General features: G+C 48.0%; 20 protein-coding genes and 4 tRNA genes. 15 read left to right on the top strand and 9 right to left on the bottom strand.

Annotated elements, in window-relative coordinates:
- Positions 1-14: 14 nt before the first annotated feature.
- Both hslO and hslR read right to left on the bottom strand, forming a co-directional pair.
- A complete protein-coding gene (gene hslO, locus EDC45_RS09760) occupies positions 15-884 on the bottom strand; it encodes an Hsp33 family molecular chaperone HslO (protein WP_133545895.1) in 870 nt (289 codons plus the stop codon).
- Between the two features lie 109 nt (positions 885-993).
- A complete protein-coding gene (gene hslR / locus EDC45_RS09765; protein ID WP_133545898.1) occupies positions 994-1,407 on the bottom strand; it encodes a ribosome-associated heat shock protein Hsp15 in 414 nt (137 codons plus the stop codon).
- A 71-nt stretch (positions 1,408-1,478) separates the two neighbouring features.
- On the opposite strand from hslR, the gene nudE reads away from it, so the two are divergent.
- The 8 genes from nudE (at position 1,479) to gnd (ending at position 10,363) form a co-directional block, all read left to right on the top strand.
- Positions 1,479-2,027, top strand: a complete 549-nt coding sequence (gene nudE / locus EDC45_RS09770) for an ADP compounds hydrolase NudE (protein ID WP_133545900.1) — start codon at positions 1,479-1,481, stop codon at positions 2,025-2,027.
- A gap of 84 nt (positions 2,028-2,111) precedes the next feature.
- The gene (locus EDC45_RS09775) at positions 2,112-4,124 is read left to right on the top strand and encodes an OPT family oligopeptide transporter (RefSeq protein WP_133545902.1); all 2,013 of its coding nucleotides are present in this window, start codon (positions 2,112-2,114) and stop codon (positions 4,122-4,124) included.
- Positions 4,125-4,377: 253 nt separating this feature from the next.
- Positions 4,378-5,184 carry a 3'(2'),5'-bisphosphate nucleotidase CysQ gene (cysQ, locus tag EDC45_RS09780; RefSeq protein WP_133545904.1) on the top strand — a complete coding sequence of 269 codons (807 nt, stop codon included), beginning with the start codon at positions 4,378-4,380 and terminating at the stop codon, positions 5,182-5,184.
- Positions 5,185-5,286: 102 nt separating this feature from the next.
- Entirely contained in the window at positions 5,287-6,771 is a 1,485-nt protein-coding gene (gene zwf / locus EDC45_RS09785) for a glucose-6-phosphate dehydrogenase (RefSeq protein ID WP_133545906.1), read from the top strand.
- Between the two features lie 98 nt (positions 6,772-6,869).
- Positions 6,870-7,571 (top strand): 6-phosphogluconolactonase, encoded by a 702-nt coding sequence (pgl, locus tag EDC45_RS09790; RefSeq protein WP_133545908.1) that lies wholly within the window; start codon positions 6,870-6,872, stop codon positions 7,569-7,571.
- A gap of 91 nt (positions 7,572-7,662) precedes the next feature.
- Positions 7,663-8,355 (top strand): aspartate/glutamate racemase family protein, encoded by a 693-nt coding sequence (locus EDC45_RS09795; RefSeq protein WP_133545910.1) that lies wholly within the window; start codon positions 7,663-7,665, stop codon positions 8,353-8,355.
- Positions 8,356-8,374: 19 nt separating this feature from the next.
- Positions 8,375-8,635: a hypothetical protein gene (locus EDC45_RS09800; RefSeq protein ID WP_133545912.1), complete on the top strand. Its 261-nt coding sequence runs from the start codon at positions 8,375-8,377 to the stop codon at positions 8,633-8,635.
- A 273-nt stretch (positions 8,636-8,908) separates the two neighbouring features.
- Positions 8,909-10,363 (top strand): decarboxylating NADP(+)-dependent phosphogluconate dehydrogenase, encoded by a 1,455-nt coding sequence (gnd, locus tag EDC45_RS09805; RefSeq protein ID WP_133545914.1) that lies wholly within the window; start codon positions 8,909-8,911, stop codon positions 10,361-10,363.
- A gap of 113 nt (positions 10,364-10,476) precedes the next feature.
- On the opposite strand, the gene EDC45_RS09810 is transcribed toward gnd, so the two are convergent.
- The 3 genes from EDC45_RS09810 to EDC45_RS09820 form a co-directional block, all read right to left on the bottom strand.
- Positions 10,477-11,520 (bottom strand): ABC transporter ATP-binding protein, encoded by a 1,044-nt coding sequence (locus EDC45_RS09810; RefSeq protein WP_133545916.1) that lies wholly within the window; start codon positions 11,518-11,520, stop codon positions 10,477-10,479.
- A gap of 1 nt (position 11,521) precedes the next feature.
- Positions 11,522-13,177, bottom strand: a complete 1,656-nt coding sequence (locus tag EDC45_RS09815; RefSeq protein WP_133545918.1) for an ABC transporter permease — start codon at positions 13,175-13,177, stop codon at positions 11,522-11,524.
- A gap of 92 nt (positions 13,178-13,269) precedes the next feature.
- Complete coding sequence (locus EDC45_RS09820) at positions 13,270-14,286, bottom strand: Fe(3+) ABC transporter substrate-binding protein (protein WP_133545920.1); 1,017 nt, start codon at positions 14,284-14,286, stop codon at positions 13,270-13,272.
- Between the two features lie 318 nt (positions 14,287-14,604).
- Between EDC45_RS09820 and nagB the strand changes: the two genes are divergently transcribed.
- Entirely contained in the window at positions 14,605-15,408 is an 804-nt protein-coding gene (gene nagB, locus EDC45_RS09825; RefSeq protein WP_133545922.1) for a glucosamine-6-phosphate deaminase, read from the top strand.
- Between the two features lie 19 nt (positions 15,409-15,427).
- Positions 15,428-16,576 carry an N-acetylglucosamine-6-phosphate deacetylase gene (nagA, locus tag EDC45_RS09830; RefSeq protein WP_133545924.1) on the top strand — a complete coding sequence of 383 codons (1,149 nt, stop codon included), beginning with the start codon at positions 15,428-15,430 and terminating at the stop codon, positions 16,574-16,576.
- 92 nt (positions 16,577-16,668) lie between these two features.
- Here nagA and rsmB read toward each other — a convergent pair whose 3' ends face one another.
- The 4 genes from rsmB to coaA form a co-directional block, all read right to left on the bottom strand.
- Positions 16,669-18,015, bottom strand: coding sequence for a 16S rRNA (cytosine(967)-C(5))-methyltransferase RsmB (rsmB, locus tag EDC45_RS09835; RefSeq protein WP_133545926.1), 1,347 nt, complete (start codon positions 18,013-18,015; stop codon positions 16,669-16,671).
- Positions 18,015-18,971, bottom strand: coding sequence for a methionyl-tRNA formyltransferase (fmt, locus tag EDC45_RS09840; protein ID WP_133545928.1), 957 nt, complete (start codon positions 18,969-18,971; stop codon positions 18,015-18,017). The genes rsmB and fmt overlap by 1 nt, the downstream gene beginning before the upstream one ends.
- A gap of 77 nt (positions 18,972-19,048) precedes the next feature.
- Positions 19,049-19,561, bottom strand: coding sequence for a peptide deformylase (gene def / locus EDC45_RS09845; RefSeq protein ID WP_133545930.1), 513 nt, complete (start codon positions 19,559-19,561; stop codon positions 19,049-19,051).
- Positions 19,562-19,649: 88 nt separating this feature from the next.
- On the bottom strand, positions 19,650-20,600 hold the full coding sequence (coaA, locus tag EDC45_RS09850; RefSeq protein ID WP_133545932.1) for a type I pantothenate kinase: 951 nt from the start codon (positions 20,598-20,600) through the stop codon (positions 19,650-19,652).
- A 211-nt stretch (positions 20,601-20,811) separates the two neighbouring features.
- Between coaA and EDC45_RS09855 the strand changes: the two genes are divergently transcribed.
- The 5 genes from EDC45_RS09855 to EDC45_RS09875 all read left to right on the top strand — a co-directional run.
- Positions 20,812-20,887 (top strand) — tRNA-Thr (locus tag EDC45_RS09855).
- Between the two features lie 30 nt (positions 20,888-20,917).
- Positions 20,918-21,002 (top strand) — tRNA-Tyr (locus EDC45_RS09860).
- A gap of 36 nt (positions 21,003-21,038) precedes the next feature.
- Positions 21,039-21,113 (top strand) — tRNA-Gly (locus EDC45_RS09865).
- A gap of 3 nt (positions 21,114-21,116) precedes the next feature.
- Positions 21,117-21,192, top strand: a tRNA-Thr gene (locus tag EDC45_RS09870).
- A 115-nt stretch (positions 21,193-21,307) separates the two neighbouring features.
- Positions 21,308-21,403: GTP-binding protein (locus EDC45_RS09875; protein WP_001967706.1), on the top strand; the 96-nt coding region annotated here is incomplete at its 3' end.

The raw sequence follows: 21,403 nt of genomic DNA on the forward strand, positions 1-21,403 counted from the left end.
TTTTATGCGTTTTTTTAAGAGGCCTGTTTCAGTTTGGCAATGGCTTCTTTATTGAAGAAATAATGGGTACCGCAGCATTCGCATTGCATATCTATGCTGCCGTTATGTTCCGCCAAAATTTCATCGATTTCATTATCCTCAAGCAGTAATAGCGCTGCACCGGAACGTTGCGGCGAACAGCCGCAGTGAAATGCTACCTGTTGAGGAGAAAACAATTCCACGCTTTCTTCATGATAAAGACGATAGAGTAATTCTTCTGCGCTCAGACCGAAGATTTCCTCGTCTTTTACCGTTGCGGTGAGGGTGGCGAGATGTTCGAAATCCTGCGGAGAACCCGAACCGTCCGGCATAATTTGCAGCAGCATACCTGCGGCCACCGGTTTCCCTTCGAACTTACCGCAGCGGATCAGCAACTGGGTCTGTAGTTGTTCGGAGCGCTGGAAATACTGTTCCAGACATTCGCCCAGCGTCGGTTTATCCAGTGCGATAATGCCTTGATAGCGTTCGCCCTGTTGCGGTGTAATAGTGATTACCAACACGCCGTTACCGATCATCTGATGCAATGTCATCTCATCGTTGATGTCGCCCTGTAATCTGGCTAAAGCGCGGATTTGCTGGCTGTCCGTCCCATTGACCAAAGCCAGTTTTAACGGGCCGTCGCCCTGTAGCTGCACGGTAATATGTCCCTCGAATTTTAAGGTGGCGGTGAGCAGACTGGTGGCGACCATCATTTCGCCGAGCAGGTTGCGTACCGCCGCCGGGTATTCATGGGTATTCAGCGTATCATTAAAAGCTTGATTTAAACGGACCCATTCACCGCGTACGGCGCGATCCTGAAACAGATAACGATACAGTTTATCGTTATCTCGGCTGTAATCTGTCATAATGATTCCTATTGTAATGGGGGATAATGGGTTATTCCCCCGGAGCTCAAAGTAGGGTTATAACCCTAGTGTTTTACGAATGGTTGTAATGTGGGGTTGATTGCTGAAATTACAAGCCGTTATCCTGTTGTTTGAATTTGATCAAGTCGCGTCGCTCTTTTTTATTCGGCCGCCGATCCGGATGAGGCATCATATTGTTTTTACGCGCCAGCGCCATTTGCGCTCGTTTTTCCGCGCTTTGTTCGGTTTCACGGTATAACAGCTGCGCTTCGGGCGCGCCGCGGCGCTGGCCGGAAAGTGCGGTAACCACAACTTCTTTTTCTTCATTGCCTTGGCGCAATTTCAGGACCGCACCGACTTCCACACTCTTATTCGGCTTGGTTCGCTGCCCGTTATAATGGACTTTACCGCCGTCGATCATCTCTTTGGCGATGGAACGGGTTTTATAAAAACGAGCGGCCCACAGCCATTTGTCCAAGCGGACGGCCTCATTGTCATCAGTGCGGGAAGAAGCTTTGTGCATGATTTTTCCTTAGAATAAATGATTGGTTAATGGTATCGTTATTCGTAGGGTTTGTAAAATAAGAGGCGAATATGAATACATTGGTAAAACCGCAAATTTTAGATATTTCCGTCGCCGCGAAATCTCGGATTTTCGAGATTCAGGCGGTAGAATTAAAATTTTCCAACGGCGAGCGACGTACCTATGAGCGGCTAAAACCCGGCAGTCGTGCGGCGGTGATGGTGTTGCCGATAGAAAACGGGGATTTATTCATGGTGCGCGAATATGCAGTAGGTACGGAGCGCTATGAACTTGGGTTTTGTAAGGGGTTGATGGAAGCGGGCGAAACCCCGGAACAGAGCGCTAACCGTGAAATGCAGGAAGAAATCGGTTTTGGAGCGAAAGAATTTACTCGGCTGAGAACGGTAAATTCATCACCGAGTTTTATGAATAATCCCATGCATATACTTATTGCCCGAGATCTGTATGCCGCCCGCTTGCAGGGCGATGAACCGGAGCCATTACAACTGGTGCGCTTTCCTTTGAATAAAATTGATGATTTATTAAAGGACGAAGATTTTTATGAAGCCCGTAATTTGACCGCACTTTATTGTTTACGGGATTTTTTAAATAAAATTTAATTTTTTTGAATTTATTTCTTATATGGTTTGGATTCATGTAAGATAAGTCAATTTTGATTATAACTGATTAAAAGGGCTTTTTTTATGATTAATCCTCACCAACAATTGCGCGAGCTGACCTTTCGGGGAATGTTTCTCGGCGCTTTAATCACAGTGGTGTTTACCGCATCAAATGTTTATTTGGGGCTGAAAGTCGGGCTTACCTTTGCATCTTCTATTCCCGCCGCAGTTATTTCCATGGCGGTGCTTAAATTATTCAAGGGATCGAATATTCTGGAGAATAATATGGTGCAAACCCAGGCTTCTTCCGCGGGTACGCTGTCTTCGGTTATTTTTGTGCTGCCGGCCATGCTGATGATGGGATATTGGCAGGGCTTTCCGTTCTGGCAGACCATGCTGGTATGTACCGCCGGCGGTATTTTAGGGGTAATCTTTACCATTCCGTTACGTAATGTGATGGTGGTAAAAAGCGAGTTACCTTATCCCGAAGGCGTAGCCGCGGCGGAAATTCTAAAAGCCGGTAACGCCGATGAAAAGAGCGAAAGCGGAATTAAAGAAATTGCCATGGGCGGAATGGTTGCCGCCTGCGCCGGTTTTCTGACCAACGGATTACGACTGATTGCTGACGGCGCCAGTTTGTGGTTTAAGGGCGGGAATGCGGTATTCCAGCTGCCAATGGGCTTTTCTCTTGCCCTGGTCGGTGCCGGTTATCTGGTGGGACTGATTGGCGGTTTGGCAATTTTATTGGGTATTGCGCTGACCTGGTTTGTATTGGTTCCTTATTTTACCGCCCATAATCCAATGCCGGCGGACGCCGATATGATCGGCTATGCAATGACGATTTGGAAAGAAAAAGTGCGTTTTATCGGGGTGGGAACCATAGGTATCGCCGCTATCTGGACCTTATTGGTATTGTTGAAGCCTATGTTGGAAGGTATGCGTCAGTCATTCCGTACCCTACGAGGTGTCGGTGCGAATGAGGAAGAGCATCGGACGAGCCAGGATCTATCGGCTAAGGCAATGATTTATATTACATTAGCCAGCGTCGGATTGATTGCCATCGTATTCTACAGCTTTATCCAACCGGTTTCCATTTCGGCGGAAATTTCCTTACTGCTGATTGTGGTCTGTACCGCCTTGGCTGCGGTTATCGGCTTCTTTGTGGCGGCCGCCTGCGGTTATATGGCGGGGTTGGTGGGTTCTTCTTCCAGCCCGATTTCCGGTATCGGAATTATTTCCGTAGTTATTACCGCCCTGGTGTTAATGGCTCTCGGACATTCCTTCGGTCTGCTGGAAACTGCGGAAGGACAACGTTTTCTTACCGCACTGACTATTTTTACCGGTGCTATTGTTATCACCATCGCCGCTATTTCCAATGATAACCTGCAGGATTTAAAAACCGGCTTATTGGTACAGGCGACGCCTTGGCGCCAGCAATTCGCTCTTATTATCGGTTGTATTGTGGGGGCGCTGGTAATTGCGCCGGTTCTGGAAATTTTATATAACGCCTACGGTTTTTCCGGCGCCATGCCGCGAGAGGGAATGGATACAAGTCAGGCACTGTCTGCACCGCAGGCAACCCTGATGATGGCCATTGCCAAGGGTATTTTCTCCAGTAATCTGGAATGGACTTATATTTTCGCCGGTATAGGTTTGGGTGTGGTATTGATTATTCTGGATTTAGTCTTTAAGCGGGCGAGCGGTAATCGTTTTGCCTTGCCGGCGTTGGCCGTAGGTATGGGGATCTATCTGCCGCCGGTGGTTAACGCACCTATTGTTGTGGGGGCGTTTCTGGCTTGGTTGATTAACCGCCATTTAGATCGCTATGCGAGTGCAAAGGGTAAGGATAAGAACGCATTGCAGAAACAGGCAGAGCGCAACGGTACCTTGTTCGCCGCCGGTCTGATTGTGGGCGAAAGTTTAATCGGCGTATTGCTTGCCTTTATTATCGCCGCTTCCGTTAGCTCGGGCGGTTCCGATGCGCCTTTGGCGATCGGGCTGCAAAATTGGGAAACCGCAGCGCAGTTCCTTGGTCTGGCGGTATTTATTTTCGGTATCCTGATTTTCAGCTTACGCATACTACGCGCCAAGAAATAGGAAACAGGCATTTTAGTTTTATTTTTTCCGGCATTAACAGGCAACTGTTAATGCCGGATTGTTTGGAATGCCCTTATATAGTCAATCGGCGAATCTTTTGTTAAAATCAGACCCGGTTCAAAATTAAAACGAAGGGCCGGCATGGGCGGATAGATTTTAGCGCTGTAAAGGCGATGATCTCGTCCTCCGCAGATTTAATTCCGTATGTAGTTTGCGGTCGGATTTCGTTTTCCCTTTAAGTTTAGACGATAACATGGAAATAGCCTCACAACTTCTGCCGTCGGTGCTTGAGATTGCCGCTCGGGCCGGCGAACATTTGAAAGAGTTTTACAGGTGCGAGGTTAAGGTTCGGACCAAAGCGGATAATACGCCGGTAACCGAGGCGGATTTATTTTTAAGCCGGTTTCTGATTGAACAACTAAGCACACTTAGCCCGCATTTACCGGTATTATCCGAAGAAAACTGTGATATTCCCCTCGAACGGCGCAGACATTGGCCGTCTTACTGGCTAATAGATCCTATTGACGGTACCCGGCAGTTTATTAATCGTACCGATCAGTTCTCCGTTATGATTTCTCTGGTTTGCGCCCATCAGCCGCTACTGGGGGTTATTCATGCGCCGATACTGGGTAAAACCTATTATGCGGTGCAGGGTAAAGGCGCTTTCTTGCAGACGGACAGCGGGTTGCGCAGCTTAACGCCCGCCCGTTCCGCCCCCGGTCATCTTATTCGTATTGCCGTTGGCAGCTCCGACGAGAATAAAATTCAACAATCCCTGCGTTCGCCTTATAACCCAGATTTTATCCGCTACGGTTCAAGCGGTCTGAAAGCCGGTTTGGTGGCGGAAGGCTGCGCGGATTGCTATGTCCGCTTGGGAAATACCGGCGAATGGGATACGGCGGCGGCCGAAGTGATTCTGAAGGAAACGGGCGGCGACATTTTTGACCTGCACTTTCAGCCGCTGAGTTATAACCTGCGCGAAAGCTTGGTTAATCCTTATTTTGTTATGGGGAGTGCGGGTTTTAACTGGAAGAATGTCTTTCAATTCGATTCGTTGTAGCTATTGGTAATTTAAACGGCAATATTGCATATTAGATAAGAGAAAAACCTACGGCAATGTCTAATGTCGGCATAACCTCATAAATATATTTAGGAAGTAAACATGAATGCAGAAAATAATTGTATTGTCATCTTCGGCGCTTCGGGAGATCTGACCCACCGTAAACTGATTCCCGCCTTATATAACCTGTATAAAATCGGCCGGCTGGCGGAAAATTTCTCCGTATTGGGGGTGGCCCGTACCTCATTAACGGATCAGGATTTCCGTACTAAAATGCGCGACGCCCTGATTCAGCACGAAGGTGCCAATGGCGAAACCCTGGAGCAATTTTGCTCCCATCTTTATTATCAGGCCTTAAATACCTCCGATGCGGATGAATACGGCAAACTGCTTCCCCGCTTGGACGAATTGCACGATAAATATAAAACCTGCGGCAATACCCTCTATTATTTATCCACTCCGCCGAGTTTGTACGGCGTGATTCCCGAATGCCTGGCAGCTCATGGTTTGAATACGGAAGAATACGGTTGGAAACGGATTATCGTGGAAAAACCCTTCGGTTACGATATGAAAACCGCCAAGGCGCTGGATATTCAGATTCACCGTTTCTTTGAAGAGCATCAGATCTACCGTATCGACCATTATCTGGGCAAGGAAACCGTGCAGAATTTATTGGTATTGCGTTTTTCCAACGGTTTGTTTGAACCGCTGTGGAACCGCAACTTCATCGATTATATCGAAATTACCGGCGCCGAAGCGCTGGGCGTGGAAGAGCGCGGCGGATATTATGACGGTTCGGGTGCGGTACGCGATATGTTCCAAAACCATTTATTACAGGTGCTAGCCATGGTCGCTATGGAACCGCCGGCGATTATCAATGCGGATTCCATGCGTGATGAAGTCGCCAAGGTATTACATTGTCTGCACCCCTTAACGGCGGAAGACGTAAAACATAACCTGGTATTAGGACAATATAGCGCGGCAGATATTGACGGCGTGAACCTAAAGGGATACCTGCAGGAAAAAGGCGTACCGCCGGATTCCAATACCGAAACCTATATGGCGTTGCGCTGCGAAATTGATAATTGGCGCTGGGCGGGGGTACCTTTTTACGTGCGTACCGGTAAGCGTTTACCGACTCGGGTAACGGAAGTGGTGATTCATTTTAAAACCACCCCGCATCCTGTTTTCAGCCAGAGTGCGCCGGAAAATAAACTGATTATCCGTATTCAGCCGGACGAAGGCATTTCCATGCGCTTCGGTTTGAAAAAGCCGGGGGCAGGTTTTGAGGCGAAAGAGGTTTCTATGGATTTCCGTTATGCGGATCTGGCTTCGCCGACATTATTGACCGCCTACGAACGTCTACTGTTGGACGCCATGAAAGGGGACGCCACCTTATTTGCGCGTACCGATGCGGTACATGCCTGTTGGAAATTCGTGCAGCCGATTCTGGATTACAAAGCCGCTCAGGGGCGAGTATATGAATACGAAGCCGGCAGCTGGGGGCCGACCGAAGCGGATAAATTGATGGCGAAACACGGTAAAGTGTGGCGTAAACCTTCCGGCGCAATGAAGAAAAAAGTATAAACCTTATTCCTTCCCCTGTAGGCCGGGGGAGGGAAATCCTCCGAGTCAAGCGAAAAAACTCGGCAAAAATGACCGCTCTTTTAGCACAAGGACAGCCCATGAATAAAATCGTTTTTGCTACTGCACAGCAGGCAGTGGAAAAAATCGCCGAACAATTTAAAGCCTATAGTTTTGAAGGGCGCCCGGTACATATTTCCCTTTCCGGCGGTTCCACGCCGAAACTATTATTTAAAACCCTGGCCCAACCGCCTTTTAATAGGCAGATTGAATGGCGCAATTTACACTTTTGGTGGGGGGACGAACGTATGGTGCCGCCCGCCGATCCGGAAAGCAATTACGGTGAAGTCCAAAAATTATTGTTCGATCACATTCAAATTCCGGCGGAAAATATTCATCGTATTCGCGGCGAACAGCCGGTAGAACAAGAATTGAAACGTTTTGAAGCGGAATTAAATGCGCTCGTTCCCAAGGGCGTTTTTGATTGGATTATTTTAGGTATGGGTAACGACGGGCATACCGCTTCCTTATTTCCGCAGCAAACGGATTTCCATAACCCGCATTTAGCGGTTATCGCCAGCCATCCGCAAAGCGGGCAACTTCGCATTTCCAAAACGGCAAAACTGCTCGAAAGGGCCAAACGCATCACTTATCTGGTTATCGGCGCGGCAAAAGCGGAAATCCTAAAACAGATTCAGGATACGCCGGCAGAGTTGCTCCCTTACCCGGCTGCCCGCATTCAGGCTAAAAACGGTATTACCGAATGGTATCTGGATGGAGAAGCGGCTCAATTCTTGGAATAACTCCGCGTACTGCCGGTTGTCGAGCTGGATTGTGCGGATAAAAAAACTATGGAATTGAAGAAAAGTGCGGTTAAAAATTAAGGAGTTTTAGATGAAAACACTCGGTATTTTGGGCGGAATGAGCCCGGAGAGTACAGCTTCCTATTATTTGAATATTAATCGTGCGGTTAACCGTAGGTTGGGCGTCAATCATAGTGCAAAAATTCTGCTCTCCAGCTTGGAGTTTGAAGAGATAGTGGAATGCCAGAAATCCGCTAATTGGCAGAGAGCCGGTGAAATACTCGGCATACAGGCAAAATTACTGGAACAGGCCGGTGCGGAGGGCATTTTGCTTGCCACCAATACGATGCATAAGGTAGCGGCGCAGATTATTGCAAATATCTCCGTTCCTTTTTTACATATTTTAGATGTGGTGGCGCAGCGCATTAAAGCGAACGGGTTACAAAATGTGGCCTTATTAGGCACCTCATTTACCATGAGCGATAGTTTCTATCTTGAGGGATTAAAGGCAAGGGGCGTTACCCCGCTGGTTCCCGATGAAAAAGCGCGAGGGGAAATTCATCGAATTATTTTTGATGAGCTCTGCTTGGGGCTGATTAAAACCGAATCTAAAGCTTTTTACCTCGAAACTATCGAAAAACTGAGGGCGCTTGGTGCGCAAGGGGTTATTTTGGGTTGTACCGAGATCGGTTTATTGATTAACCAAAAGGATTCCGCGCTGCCGTTTTTTGATACTGCCGCATTGCATAGCGAAATGGCGGTGGATTTTATTTTAGACAGATAATTCGGAGAGGAGAAGAATAATGAAACCTACGCTTTATTTTGCCCCCTGGTGCCCCGACACCGAACCTTTTGTCAGCGAGCTTAAGGCATTGGGCGTAATCTATGAGCCCGTGGATATGACCGCCGGGGGTGCAAACTTAAAAGCCTTTTTAAAATTACGCGACAGCCATTCGGCCTTTGTCAATACCAAACAAAAGGGCAATATCGGTATTCCTGCGCTGCTTTTGGAAAACGGCGAAGTCGTACTGGACAAGGACAAATTGAAAGAAATTTTTGCTTAGCTTCGGCTTGCCCCTTGCAATAAAGCAGGTTCCTCCGTTAGTTTGAGAAATAATAAGGGGATTTACGGCCGGGCCTTTTCCGGTGCAGAGAACAAACGGATAAAACCCGGAGGGTATCCGATTGATCATAAATTATAGATAAAATCAGAAGCTGATTTTTATTATTTTTATCTTTGTTAATCCGTTGGAAGTATAGCTTTTTAAAGACGGATTAATCTAAACAATTGAGGGTGTGTAACCTTCAGACTAATTTTTTGGTAACAGGAGCAAAAAATGTCAAAAAAAGGTGATATCGGCGTTATCGGTTTAGCGGTAATGGGTCAGAACTTAATTTTAAATATGAACGACAAGGGGTTCAAGGTCGTGGCCTATAACCGCACTACTTCGAAAGTAGATGAGTTCTTAGCCGGTGCGGCCAAAGGCACCAATATTATCGGCGCCTATTCATTGGAGGATTTGGCGGCGAAGCTGGAAAAACCACGTAAAGTGATGTTAATGGTACGCGCCGGCGAGGTGGTGGATCAGTTTATTGAAGCCTTATTACCTCATTTGGAAGCCGGAGATATTATTATCGACGGGGGTAATTCCAATTATCCGGATACCAATCGCCGCGTAAAAGCTTTAACCGAAAAAGGTATCCGCTTTATCGGTACCGGGGTTTCCGGCGGCGAGGAGGGAGCAAGACACGGACCTTCCATTATGCCGGGCGGTAATGAAGAGGGCTGGCCTTATGTGAAACCTATTTTGCAGGCGATTTCGGCCAAAACCGATAAAGGCGAGCCTTGCTGCGACTGGGTGGGTAAAGAAGGTGCCGGTCATTTTGTAAAAATGGTACATAACGGTATCGAATACGGCGATATGCAGCTTATTTGCGAGGCTTATCAGTTCCTGAAAGAGGGGTTGGGCCTGAGTTATGAGGAAATGCAGGAGATTTTCGCCGAATGGAAGAAAACCGAACTGGACAGCTATCTGATCGACATTACAACGGATATTCTGGGTTATAAAGATAGCGACGGCGAACCTCTGGTGGAAAAAATTCTGGATACCGCCGGACAGAAGGGTACCGGAAAATGGACCGGTATCAACGCCCTGGATTTCGGTATTCCGCTGACGCTGATTACCGAGTCGGTATTTGCTCGCTGTGTTTCATCCTTTAAAGAACAGCGTGTGGCCGCTGAAAAATTATTCGGTAAAACCATTGCTAAAGTGGAAGGCGATAAAGCCCTTTGGGTGGAAGCGGTACGCAAAGCCTTGCTTGCCTCCAAGATTATTTCCTATGCCCAAGGTTTTATGTTGATTCGCGAAGCTTCCGAGAATTTCGGCTGGAATATTAACTATGGGGCAACCGCACTGTTATGGCGCGAAGGCTGTATTATCCGCAGCCGTTTCTTGGGAAATATCCGCGATGCTTATGAAAACAACCCGGATCTGGTGTTCCTCGGCTCCGATCCTTATTTTAAAAATATTCTGGAAAATGCGCTGGCGGACTGGCGTAAAGTAGTGGCCAAATCCATTGAATCAGGTATTCCGATGCCTTGTATGGCTTCTGCGATTACCTTCTTAGACGGTTATACTTCCGCCCGTTTACCGGCTAACTTACTGCAGGCGCAGCGTGATTATTTCGGTGCTCATACCTATGAACGTACCGATAAAGCGCGCGGCGAGTTCTTCCATACCAATTGGACGGGACGCGGCGGTAATACGGCTTCCACAACTTATGACGTATAATCGATACTGACGGAATATTCGTATCGAAGCTAAAAAGTGCGGTGATTTTTCGGTGACTTTTGCATTGGCAACCTGGCCTTTCGGCATAAAGCGCTGTAAAAATACCGCACTTTTTATTCCGTCGACGCAAATAACAGCGCTTCGCGATGCTGATATTCAACCCGCACGGCGGTACCCACCGGCAAGGGTTGTACCGATTGTACGCTGATATAATATTCGCCCGTTTGCAATTCGTATTGGTAATAGGCGCCGGCGAAGTATTTCGCTTTGATTCTGGTGGCGGATTGTATATCCGGGTGCAGAACCAGATGTTGGGGGCGAATCAGCCATTCCAGGTTTTGATTTTGCATTGCGGGTCTGCCGTCGGCCAGTTGTAACGCGCGGTTAAAATGGTATTCGCCCAGCGGGCTGCTCAGGCTCTGCGGTGAGGTTAAACGACAAGGCAGATAATTGACCACTCCGAGGAATTCCGCCACGAATTTACTATTGGGGCGGTGATACAGGTTTTCTGCGCTTCCCGTTTGTAAAATATTGCCTTGGGCCATAATCGCCAATCGATCCGCAAACACAAAGGCTTCTTCTTTGCTGTGGGTTACGAAAACGGCGGACATTTTCTGCTGCTTCAGAATTTGGCGGATTTTTTCCAACATTTGACGGCGTACCTGAGTATCTATATTGGAAAAAGGTTCGTCCAGCAACAGCAGCTTCGGTTGACAGGCCAGAGAGCGGGCGATGGCCACTCGTTGTTGCTGACCGCCGGAAAGCTCGTGCGGGTAGCGTTGCAGCAATCCTTCCAATTGCACCAGGGCGGTGATTTTCTCCAGTATTTCCTGCTGTTCCCCTTTGTCTTTTTCGCTTAGACCGAACAGGATATTCTGGGCCGCATTGAGATGCGGGAAGAGCGCATAATCCTGAAAAATAAAACCGGTGCGACGCTGTTCTGCGGGGCGATTGGAAATATCTTCGCCGGCGAGCAAGATTTGTCCTGACTGAATCGGCTGCAAACCGGCGATGGCTTTCAGTAAGGTGGTTTTTCCGCAGCCGCTGGAACCGAGCAAGCATAGGATTTCATTTTCGTTTAGCTGTAAATCCAGGTTCTGAATAATTGGTTGCTTGCGATAGCCGCAGTTCAGGGATTTAATCTGTAGGGTTTTCATATCAACGTTCCTGTTGAGCCTGTAGCAATAGGGAGCGGGTCAGCCAGATTACCGGAATCAGGCCGACACAGATCAGCCACAAGGCGGGCAGTGCGGCCTGTTCCAGCTGTTCGTCCGAAGTAAAGGCGAAAACATAGGTGGCCAGCGTATCAAAATTAAAGGGGCGCAGTAATAGGGAAGCGTTCAGTTCTTTCATACTCTCGATAAATACCAGTAAAAAAGCGGTCAGAATCCCTTTACCGAGCAGCGGTAACTGAATGCGACGGAAGATAGCGTAATCATTGCAGCCTAAACTGCGACCCGCCATATCCAGTGCGGGCGGAATTTTATTCAGCGCAGTTTGTATGCTGCCCAGCGCCATGGCGGAAAAGCGAATTACATAGGCGGATATCAGAGCCAGTACGGAGCCGGAAAGCAGCAGCCCCAAGCTCGGCAGGCCGATGCTTTGTAATATCGCGTTCAGCACATGATCGGCCCGGGTGTAAACAATAAGGATACCTATAGCGAGCACGGTGCCGGGAAGGGCGTAACCCAATCCGGAAAGTTGTAGGGACAGGCGGCCGAAGTGGTAAGGTAAGCCTTGTTGCTGTCCTGCGCTACGATGAATAAAGTGCAGCAATAAGGCGAGCAGCACACAGATGGTTGCCGCACCGATTGAACTAAGCAGGCTGTGGTAGGCGTATTGCAGAAAGGATTGCAGTTGCTCCGCTTCAAAGTAGTGGATGGCCCAATACAGGAGTTTTGCCACCGGAATAAAAAAGGCCGCCGTGATCAGCCCCCAGCAGTATAGGCGCGCGAACCAGAGTCCGCTTCCGCGCAGACGCCTTATATGGGTTTTCTGTTCGTAGCCGCGCTGATAAATTTTTTGGCGGCGGCGACTATAGGCTTCTGCCAGAATGAATATCAGAATAAATAATAGCATTAACAGGGAGATCCGGCTGGCACTGCCGAGATCACCGTAACCAAGCCAGGTATCGTAAATAGCAGTGGTCAGCGTTGGCAGTGCAAAGTAGGCGACCGTACCGAAGTCGCCCAGGGTTTCCATTGCCACCAGCGAGGCGCCTACTGCAATAGCGGGGCGGGTAAAGGGCAATACCAGTTTTAGCAGACGTTGACGCAGGTTAAGGCCGAATAATCTGGCGCTGTCATGCAGGTTTTGCGGCAGTTCCAGTAAGGCGATACGGGCGAGCAGAAAAATATAGGGATAAAGTGCCAATGCCAGTACGCAGCAGGCGCCGCCCAGACTGCGGACAGTGGGAAACCAGTAATCCTGTGTTGTTTTCCAGCCGAATATATCGCGCAGTAGGGATTGAACCGGACCGCTGTAATCAAGCAGATCCGTGTATAAATAACCGATTAAATAGGCGGGCATCGCCAGCGGTAAACATAGCAGCCATTGTAAAATTTTCTGCTCTCTGAATGTAAAGTTGGAAACAATCCAGGCGCAGGGCAGAGCGAATATCAGGCTCAATATTACCGTTCCGCATACCAGCAACAGGGAATTCAGACTGTAATCCAATAGCAGAGTGCGCCACAGGTGGGCCAAACTTTCGTTTTCCGCCTGTAGGGATTGGAACAGCAGTGCTGCTAGGGGCAGAGTAAAGAAGATAACAATAAAAAGTGCGGTTAAAATCCGACGGATTTTTTTTCGTTTCAAAAATACATTCTCTGGGTCGGGAAAGGCGGAGTTATCCGCCTTTTTTATCAACAATTTTTTATTAACAAAGGGGTTAAGTTTCGGTTAGCGGACTACAAATCGAATTTCACTTCGTCGATCAGCTTCAGTGCCTTATCGTAGTTTTGTGCGATTTTTTCCAACGGCACTTTATCCGCTTTAAATTCGCCCCAAGAGCGTACTAATTCGGAAGGTGCGACCCCTGTTTTTACCGGATATTCATGGTTAAGTTCGGCATACTGATGTTGCGCTTTATCCGCACTGAGGTATTCCGCCAGCTTAATTGCGTTCTGTTTATTTGGCGCATATTTGGCAATTGCAATACCGCTGATATTAACATGGGTTCCCTGCAGGTTTTGGTTCGGGAAATTAATATGTACCGCCTGCGCCCAGCTGTGTTGTTTATCATCTTCCAGCATTTTGCCGAGATAATAGCTATTGCCCAGGGCATAATCGCATACCCCTTCTTTCACCGCTTTGACCTGATCCCGATCGCCGCCCTGAGGTTTTTGTGCCAGATTAGCTTTCAGCCCTTGTAAAAACTCTTTGGCTTTGGCTTCGCCGTCATGGGCGATCATAGAGGCTATCAGCGAAACATTGTAGGCGTTTTTACCCGAACGTACGCAAACTTTACCTTTCAGTTCCGGTTTGGCCAGATCATAATAGGTGAAATCGGCCGGCAATTTGCCTACCCGCTCTTTCGAAGTATAAATCGCTCTTGCTCTTGTGGTTAAGGCGAACCATTGATTTTGAGAATCTCGGTATTGGGAAGGGATATTTTCGCGCAGTACGGCGCTGTCTATAGGCTGTGCCAAACCTGCGTTAACGATTTCCATTACGCGCTTAATATCTACGGTCAGCAATACGTCGGCCGGGCTTAATTCGCCTTCGCGTTTTACCCTTTCCACCAAACCTTTGTCGGCGAAGATGACATTAACTTTAATACCCGTTTCTTTCTCGAAATTTTTCAGCATAGGTTCGATTAAGTAAGGCTGGCGGTAGGAATAAACATTGACGCTTTCGGCGGCGAGCGCCTGGCCGCCGATTAAGGCGGATAAGGTGGTTGCCAGAGCGGTGATCTTAAGATTCATAAAATTCTCCTGAAAAAGTAAATGAAACAATCCGTCGAAATTTATGCGAACAAGTTCAATTAAGTCAATGAGAATTGTTTTTATTTGTGATCCAGGTTGGATTATTACAAAAAAATCCTGATAATATGCACCTTTTACTGGAGAGGATAGGAAGAAAATAATAAAGGGCTTGTCAATGGCCTCGGGCTTGATTATGCTTTTCTCCCGGCAAAGTAATGCGACGTCGCTCCTTGAGAATAAGCTTTTAGTTCAATGTAAAGCATGCGGCGGCGTAAAGGCGAAAAATCGGTAATAAGCTCAATATTAAAGGAGAAGACTATGCGTTTAATTCCGTTACAGAATGAAGAACAGGTCAGTAAATGGGCGGCCCGCCATATTGCGGATCGAATTAATCATTTTAACCCGACTCGGGAACGCCCTTTCGTGTTGGGATTACCGACCGGCGGAACACCGTTAAAAACTTATCACGAGCTGATTAAATTGTATCGTGCGGGCGAAGTCAGCTTTAAAAATGTGGTTACCTTTAATATGGACGAATACGTCGGTTTGCCGAAAGAGCATCCGGAAAGCTACCATTCCTTTATGTATAACAATTTCTTCAATCATATTGATATTGCGCCGGAAAACATCAATATTCTGGACGGTAACAGCTCGGATCACGACGCCGAATGCCGCCGTTACGAAGAAAAAATCAAGTCCTACGGTAAAATTCATTTATTTATGGGCGGGGTCGGTGTGGACGGGCATATCGCTTTCAATGAACCCGGTTCTTCATTAAGCTCGCGAACCCGAATTAAAACCCTGAATGAAAATACCCTGATCGCCAATTCGCGCTTTTTTGATAATGATGTGAATAAGGTGCCGAAATACGCCTTAACCATCGGGGTAGCGACATTGCTGGAAGCGGAAGAAGTGATGCTGCTGATTACCGGCCATAATAAGGCGCAGGCATTACAGGCCTGCGTGGAAGGATGCGTGAACCATCTGTGGACGGTCAGCGCTTTACAGTTACACCGCCATGCTCTGATCGTTTGCGATGAACCCGCTACTCAGGAATTGAAAGTGAAAACGGTAAAATATTTTACTCAATTGGAAGCGTGCGCTATTCACAGCGTATTATAAAAGCAGGGAGTGAAATAATATGCGATACGCGTTTACCAACGGGGTGATTTATACGGCGGAGCAGGTTCTGTACGGCTATGCGGTAGTGATTAACGGCAAGCGGATTGAAGCGGTAGTGCCGGAGGGGGAGCTGGCACCGGATATGAAAAGGCTCGATCTTGAGGGACATAATCTAACCGCCGGTTTTATTGATTTACAGCTGAACGGCTGCGGCGGCGTTATGTTTAATGACGACACTTCGGTACGGACACTGGAAATTATGCAGCGTACTAACCGCAAGTCGGGTACCACCAGTTTTTTGCCTACCTTTATTACCGCCACCGATGAGGAAATGAAAACCGCCGTGGCGGTAATGGGCGAATATCTGAAGACCCATCGCAATCAGGCGCTCGGTTTGCACTTGGAAGGTCCCTATTTGAGCGTAGCGAAAAAAGGCGTACACCGAGCGGAATATATCCGTACCATCAGCCCCGAAATGAAAGCCTTTTTACTGGATAATGCCCGTCTGATCCGCAAAATTACCATGGCGGCGGAAAATCCGAGTATGGACTGTTGCGAAGACTTCGTTCGGCACGGAATTATTGTTTCCGTCGGCCATTCCAATGCCGACTATGCCACGGCAAAAGGTGCCTTTGCCAAAGGAGCGAGCTTTGCCACTCATTTACATAATGCTATGTCGCCGATCAGTTCGGGACGGGCTATGGGGGTTGTAGGCGCGGTTCTGGATACTGAGAATATTTATACCGGCATAATCGCCGATGGTCTGCATGTAGACTTTGCCAATATTCGCATCGCTAAACGGCTCAAAGGCGATAAACTTTGTTTGGTAACCGATGCGACGGCGGCGGCAGGTGCGGATATCGATTCCTTCAGTTTTGTGGGTAAAACCGTATATGTGCGCGAGGGTAAATGTCTTGATGCGGACGGGACCTTGGGCGGCTCGGCACTGACGATGATCGAGGCGGTTAAAAATGCGGTGCAACAGGTTCGGATTCCGTTGGAAGAAGCTTTGCGTATGAGTAACTATTATCCGGCCAAGGCCATTGGCGAGGAACAACGCTTAGGTTCTATCGGTGCAGGTAAAATCGCTAATATTACCGTGTTCAGTAATAAATTTGAAATTATCGGTACGGCGGTTAACGGCGAATGGCAACGGGCGGGGGATTAAGGATTCGTCCGGGCGTTTGCGTTAAGCGGAACAAGAAAGATACGGAATAAGGGGCTTAAGCCCCTTTTTTGATGGAAGGGATTATGCTCAACCTAGGAGGCTAATTTAGTGAGTTTGGCGTAATAAAAACCGTCGCCGCCCAGTGTCGTCGGTAAAAACTGAATACCCACCGCATCTTCCGTTTGCTTAAAAGGCAAAGGCAGCAGACGGGCATTGGAATGGCGTTGTAAAAAAGATTTAATCTGCTGGCTGTTTTCTTCCGCCAACAGGGAACAGGTGGCATACAACAGAACACCCTTCGGTTTTAACTTTTCCCATAAGGCGTCCAAAATTCGGGACTGTAATTGAACCAACGGGGCTATATCCTTTTCCTGACGCAACCATTTTATATCGGGATGACGACGGATTACACCGGTAGCCGAGCAGGGCGCATCTAATAAAATTCGGTCGAAAAGCACCGCACTTTGCTGATTTTGCAGCTGGCGCCGTACTTCCGGCAACCACTGGTCCGGGGTTGCGGCGTCGGCACAAATCATAATTGCTTGTTGCCGCATACGTTGTAAGTTTTCCGCTACCCGTTTTAAGCGCCCTGCTTCAATATCCAAAGCGACAACTTTCGCCTGCGGCGCCAGCTCCAGAATATGGGTCGTTTTACCGCCCGGTGCGGCACAGGCGTCCAGAATTAATTCGTCGTTCTGTGCTTCCAACAAAATCGCCGACCATTGAGCATGTAAATCCTGCACGCTGAGCCAACCCTGCTCGAAGTTGGGCAGATTATGCACGGCGGTAGGCTGCAGCAGGCGCAGCGCCTGCGGATTTTCCGCCGTACAGGCCTCAATTTGTTTCTCCGTCGCTAACAGGCGGCGATAATCCTGCGCCGAAGCGTAGCAAGGGTTGATTCTAATCCACATCGGCGGCTTTTGGTTATTGGCTTCGATTATATCGCGCCAGTTAGGATAGGTTTTTTTCAATCGATTCACCAGCCATTCGGGGTGCAATGTTTGCCAATGCTTGTCCGTTTCGGCCAGAATATTTTCCTGCTCGCGCAGAAAACGGCGCAGTACGGCATTAATCAGGGCGCGGAAGTTTTCCGCTTTCAGTTCGCGAGCCGCATTTACCGCTTCGTCTACGGCGGCATGGGGCGGGACGCGGGTATATAGGAGTTGGTACAGGCCAATCAGTAACAGGCAATGGATAATACGGGTTTTGCCCTTTAAGGGTTTATCCAACAAGCGGGCGATAATTCGTTCCAGACGGGGCAGAACACGGCAGACGCCGAAACTGATTTCCTGCAGCAGCGGCAGATCCTGGGCTTTGACTTGATGTTGTACTTCCGGAATCAGGGCGGACAGGGATTTTCCCTGATCCAAAACCTGTAGGATAAGAGTTGCGCTCAGCGCGCGGGTGGAAAGTGCGCCGATTTTTGTTTTAGTTTTCATCAGTTGAGTACCTTGCCCGGGGTAAACCAGTGGCTACGACCGTTTAACAGCTCTTGCGCACTCATCGGTTTTTTCCCTGCCGGTTGTAGGCGGAGCAGATTTAGTGCGCCTCGGACGGTGGCGATGCAGATTCCGTTTTTATCCGCACTCAGAATAGTTCCGGGTGCTTTGTCCGTATGGGCGCATAGCTGTGCCTGATATACTTTTAAGATCTGCTCGTTACCTTGTTCGTCTTGGGTGGAAAAATAGCAGATAGGCCAAGGATTGAAGGCTCGAATGTTACGTTCCAATTGTTCTGCCGGCAACTGCCAGTCGAGGCGCGCTTCCTGTTTATTCAGTTTGTCCGCATAATTGCTGAGGCGCTCTTCTTGTTTTGTGGCGGTAAGGGTATCGCTTTCCAATTGATCCAGTACTTGAATCAGTGCATCGGGGCCGATTTGCGCCAGTTTTTCGTAAAGGGAGGCGGAAGTTTCGTCGGTGCTGATTTCGCAATAGACCTTATGCAGCATATCGCCGGTATCCAACCCCTGATCCATTTGCATAATGGTGATGCCGGTTTGTTGATCGCCCGCCCAGATGGCACGTTGAATAGGGGCCGCACCGCGCCAACGCGGTAACAATGAGCCATGTACGTTTAAGCAGCCTAAAGGCGGCGCCTTCAGCACCGCTAATGGCAGAATCAGCCCGTAAGCCACCACCACCATAACATCCGCCTGCAGGGCGCACAGTTCCGCTTGTGCTACGGGATCACGCAGGGATTTCGGCTGATAAACCGGAATATTATGCTGTTGCGCCAGTTGTTTTACCGGACTGGTTTGTAGCTTTTTACCGCGCCCGGCGGGTTTATCGGGCTGAGTATAAACGGCGATAATATTATGAGATGAATCGAGCAGCGCCTGTAAATGGCGGGCGGCGAAGTCCGGCGTACCGGCGAAAATAATGTTGAGCTTTTTCATAGATAATGTTCTGCGGTATGGAGATAAAAAAGAGTGCGGTAAAATTACCGCACTTTTATTCGTTTGTTCCTGAATTATCAGGCCTGGCGCGTTAGCTGCTTCTGCAGCTTGGTTAATTTTTCTTTCATACGCTGGCGTTTCAGCGGCGAGAGGTAATCGGCAAATACGACCCCGTTCAGATGATCGATTTCATGCTGAATGCAAATGGCGAGCAGGCCCTCGGCTTCAAGCTCGAAACTTTCTCCGTTACGATCCAGGGCGCGAACCTTTACCTTTTCTTTTCGCGCTACGAAACCGCGCATACCCGGTAGAGACAAACAGCCTTCTTCAATGCCGGTTTCTCCGCAGCCCTCCAGAATTTCCGGATTAATCAGTACCAGCTGATTTTCTTTCGTGCCTTCGATATCAATGGTAATAATACGCTGATGAACGTTCACCTGGGTTGCGGCTAAACCTATACCTTCCTCCGCATACATGGTTTCGAACATATCCTCAATCAGATTGCGGATTTTATCATCGACGTTTTCAACCGGCGCCGCGACGGTTTTCAGGCGCGGGTCCGGGTAAATAAGAATATTTAATCTTGCCATAATTTCCTTTTACTATAGCGTTAAAGTAGCCGCTATATTTTACGCGATTTGTGCAGAAATGCACGAAAAACCGCCGTTGGGTCGGGGATTATTTGCGTAATTTAATGCGCTCCACCGCATGATCCGGCCCTTTACATAGAATCAGGTTGGCGCGTTCGCGGGTCGGCAGAATATTTTGTTTCAGATTAAGGCCGTTGATACTATCCCAAATATTGCCGGCGGTCTCCACCGCTTCCCGTTCCGACAGTTTGGCATAATGCTTAAAGTAGGAATCCGGATCATTAAAGGCGCTTTGCCTAAATTTCAGGAAACGGCGGATATACCATTCTTTTAACAATTCTTCCTGCGCATCCACATAAATGGAAAAATCCACAAAATCGGAAACAAAGGTACGGCTGTTTTTGCGGTTTCCCGTTTGCAGAACGTTCAGCCCTTCCAGAATCAAAATATCCGGTTGCGAAACGATATTAAAGCTGTCCGCGACGATATCATAGGTCAAATGAGAATAAATCGGTGCAGCCACCTCGGGTTTCCCCGATTTTATATCCGCCAGAAAGGCGATCAGTTTAGCGGTATCGTAAGATTCGGGAAAGCCTTTACGTTGCAACAGATTATCCCGTTGTAATTTTTGCAGCGGATATAAAAAGCCGTCGGTAGTAATGAGGGCAACTTTGCGCGGGTGAGGCCAGTTAGCTAAGAGTGATTGCAGAATTCTGGCCGAGGTACTTTTTCCCACCGATACGCTCCCGGCTATACCTATAATATAGGGTACCTTATGGACGGTACGGCCAAGGAAACGGTTAAGTACCGTCTGACGGCGCAAATTCTCTTCAATATAATAGTTAATTAAACGAGTCAGCGGTAAATAAATGGTACTTACCTCATCTAAAGAAAGATCTTCGTTAAATCCGAGCAGCGGCTTTAAGTCCTGTTCGGTCAGTTTTAAAGGAACCGATTTACGCAATTCCGCCCATTGCCGGCGGTTAAAGGTTAAAAACGGACTGAACTGATCGGGGAACGTAGGGTTTCTGTCTTGCATGACAACGCTTCTTTCTGAATGAATACTGACAAGAAATATACATGATAACCGCGACTTTCGCAGGAAAATCTTATGAAAACAGCTGATTTTATTACCCTCTTTACGGAATTTGCTTGATTATTAGACGAACGAAGAAAAAAAACATTTTTTTTAGAAAAAAGACTTGTCAGCAGTAAATTTTTCCCTATAATACGCCTCACTTGCTTACGACGCCGACTTAGCTCAGTAGGTAGAGCAACTGACTTGTAATCAGTAGGTCATCAGTTCGATTCCGATAGTCGGCACCATTTCTCTCGTAATCAAGCTAAATGTAAGCTGGAGGGATTCCCGAGCGGCCAAAGGGAGCAGACTGTAAATCTGCCGGCTCAGCCTTCGAAGGTTCGAATCCTTCTCCCTCCACCATTAAGTCAATTTGATGGGTCAGACGAATTTAGAACAGCGGGCATCGTATAATGGCTATTACCTTAGCCTTCCAAGCTAATGATGCGGGTTCGATTCCCGCTGCCCGCTCCAAGCGCTGATATAGCTCAGTTGGTAGAGCGCACCCTTGGTAAGGGTGAGGTCGGCGGTTCAAATCCGCCTATCAGCACCATTCTCAAAAATTCAGCTTTCTCCTCAAATCAAACTAATAAATAACTGATTTTCTACATTTGGTTAATGTGGTATATTGAACCATCCATAACCGTGTTTGTTTAGAGGGACTCCCAATGTCTAAAGAAAAATTTGAACGTACAAAACCGCACGTAAACGTGGGAACAATCGGCCACGTTGACCATGGTAAAACAACTTTAACCGCAGCAATC

Origin of the sequence: Mesocricetibacter intestinalis (assembly GCF_004363295.1) — a bacterium.
Classification (GTDB): Bacteria; Pseudomonadota; Gammaproteobacteria; order Enterobacterales; family Pasteurellaceae; genus Mesocricetibacter; species Mesocricetibacter intestinalis.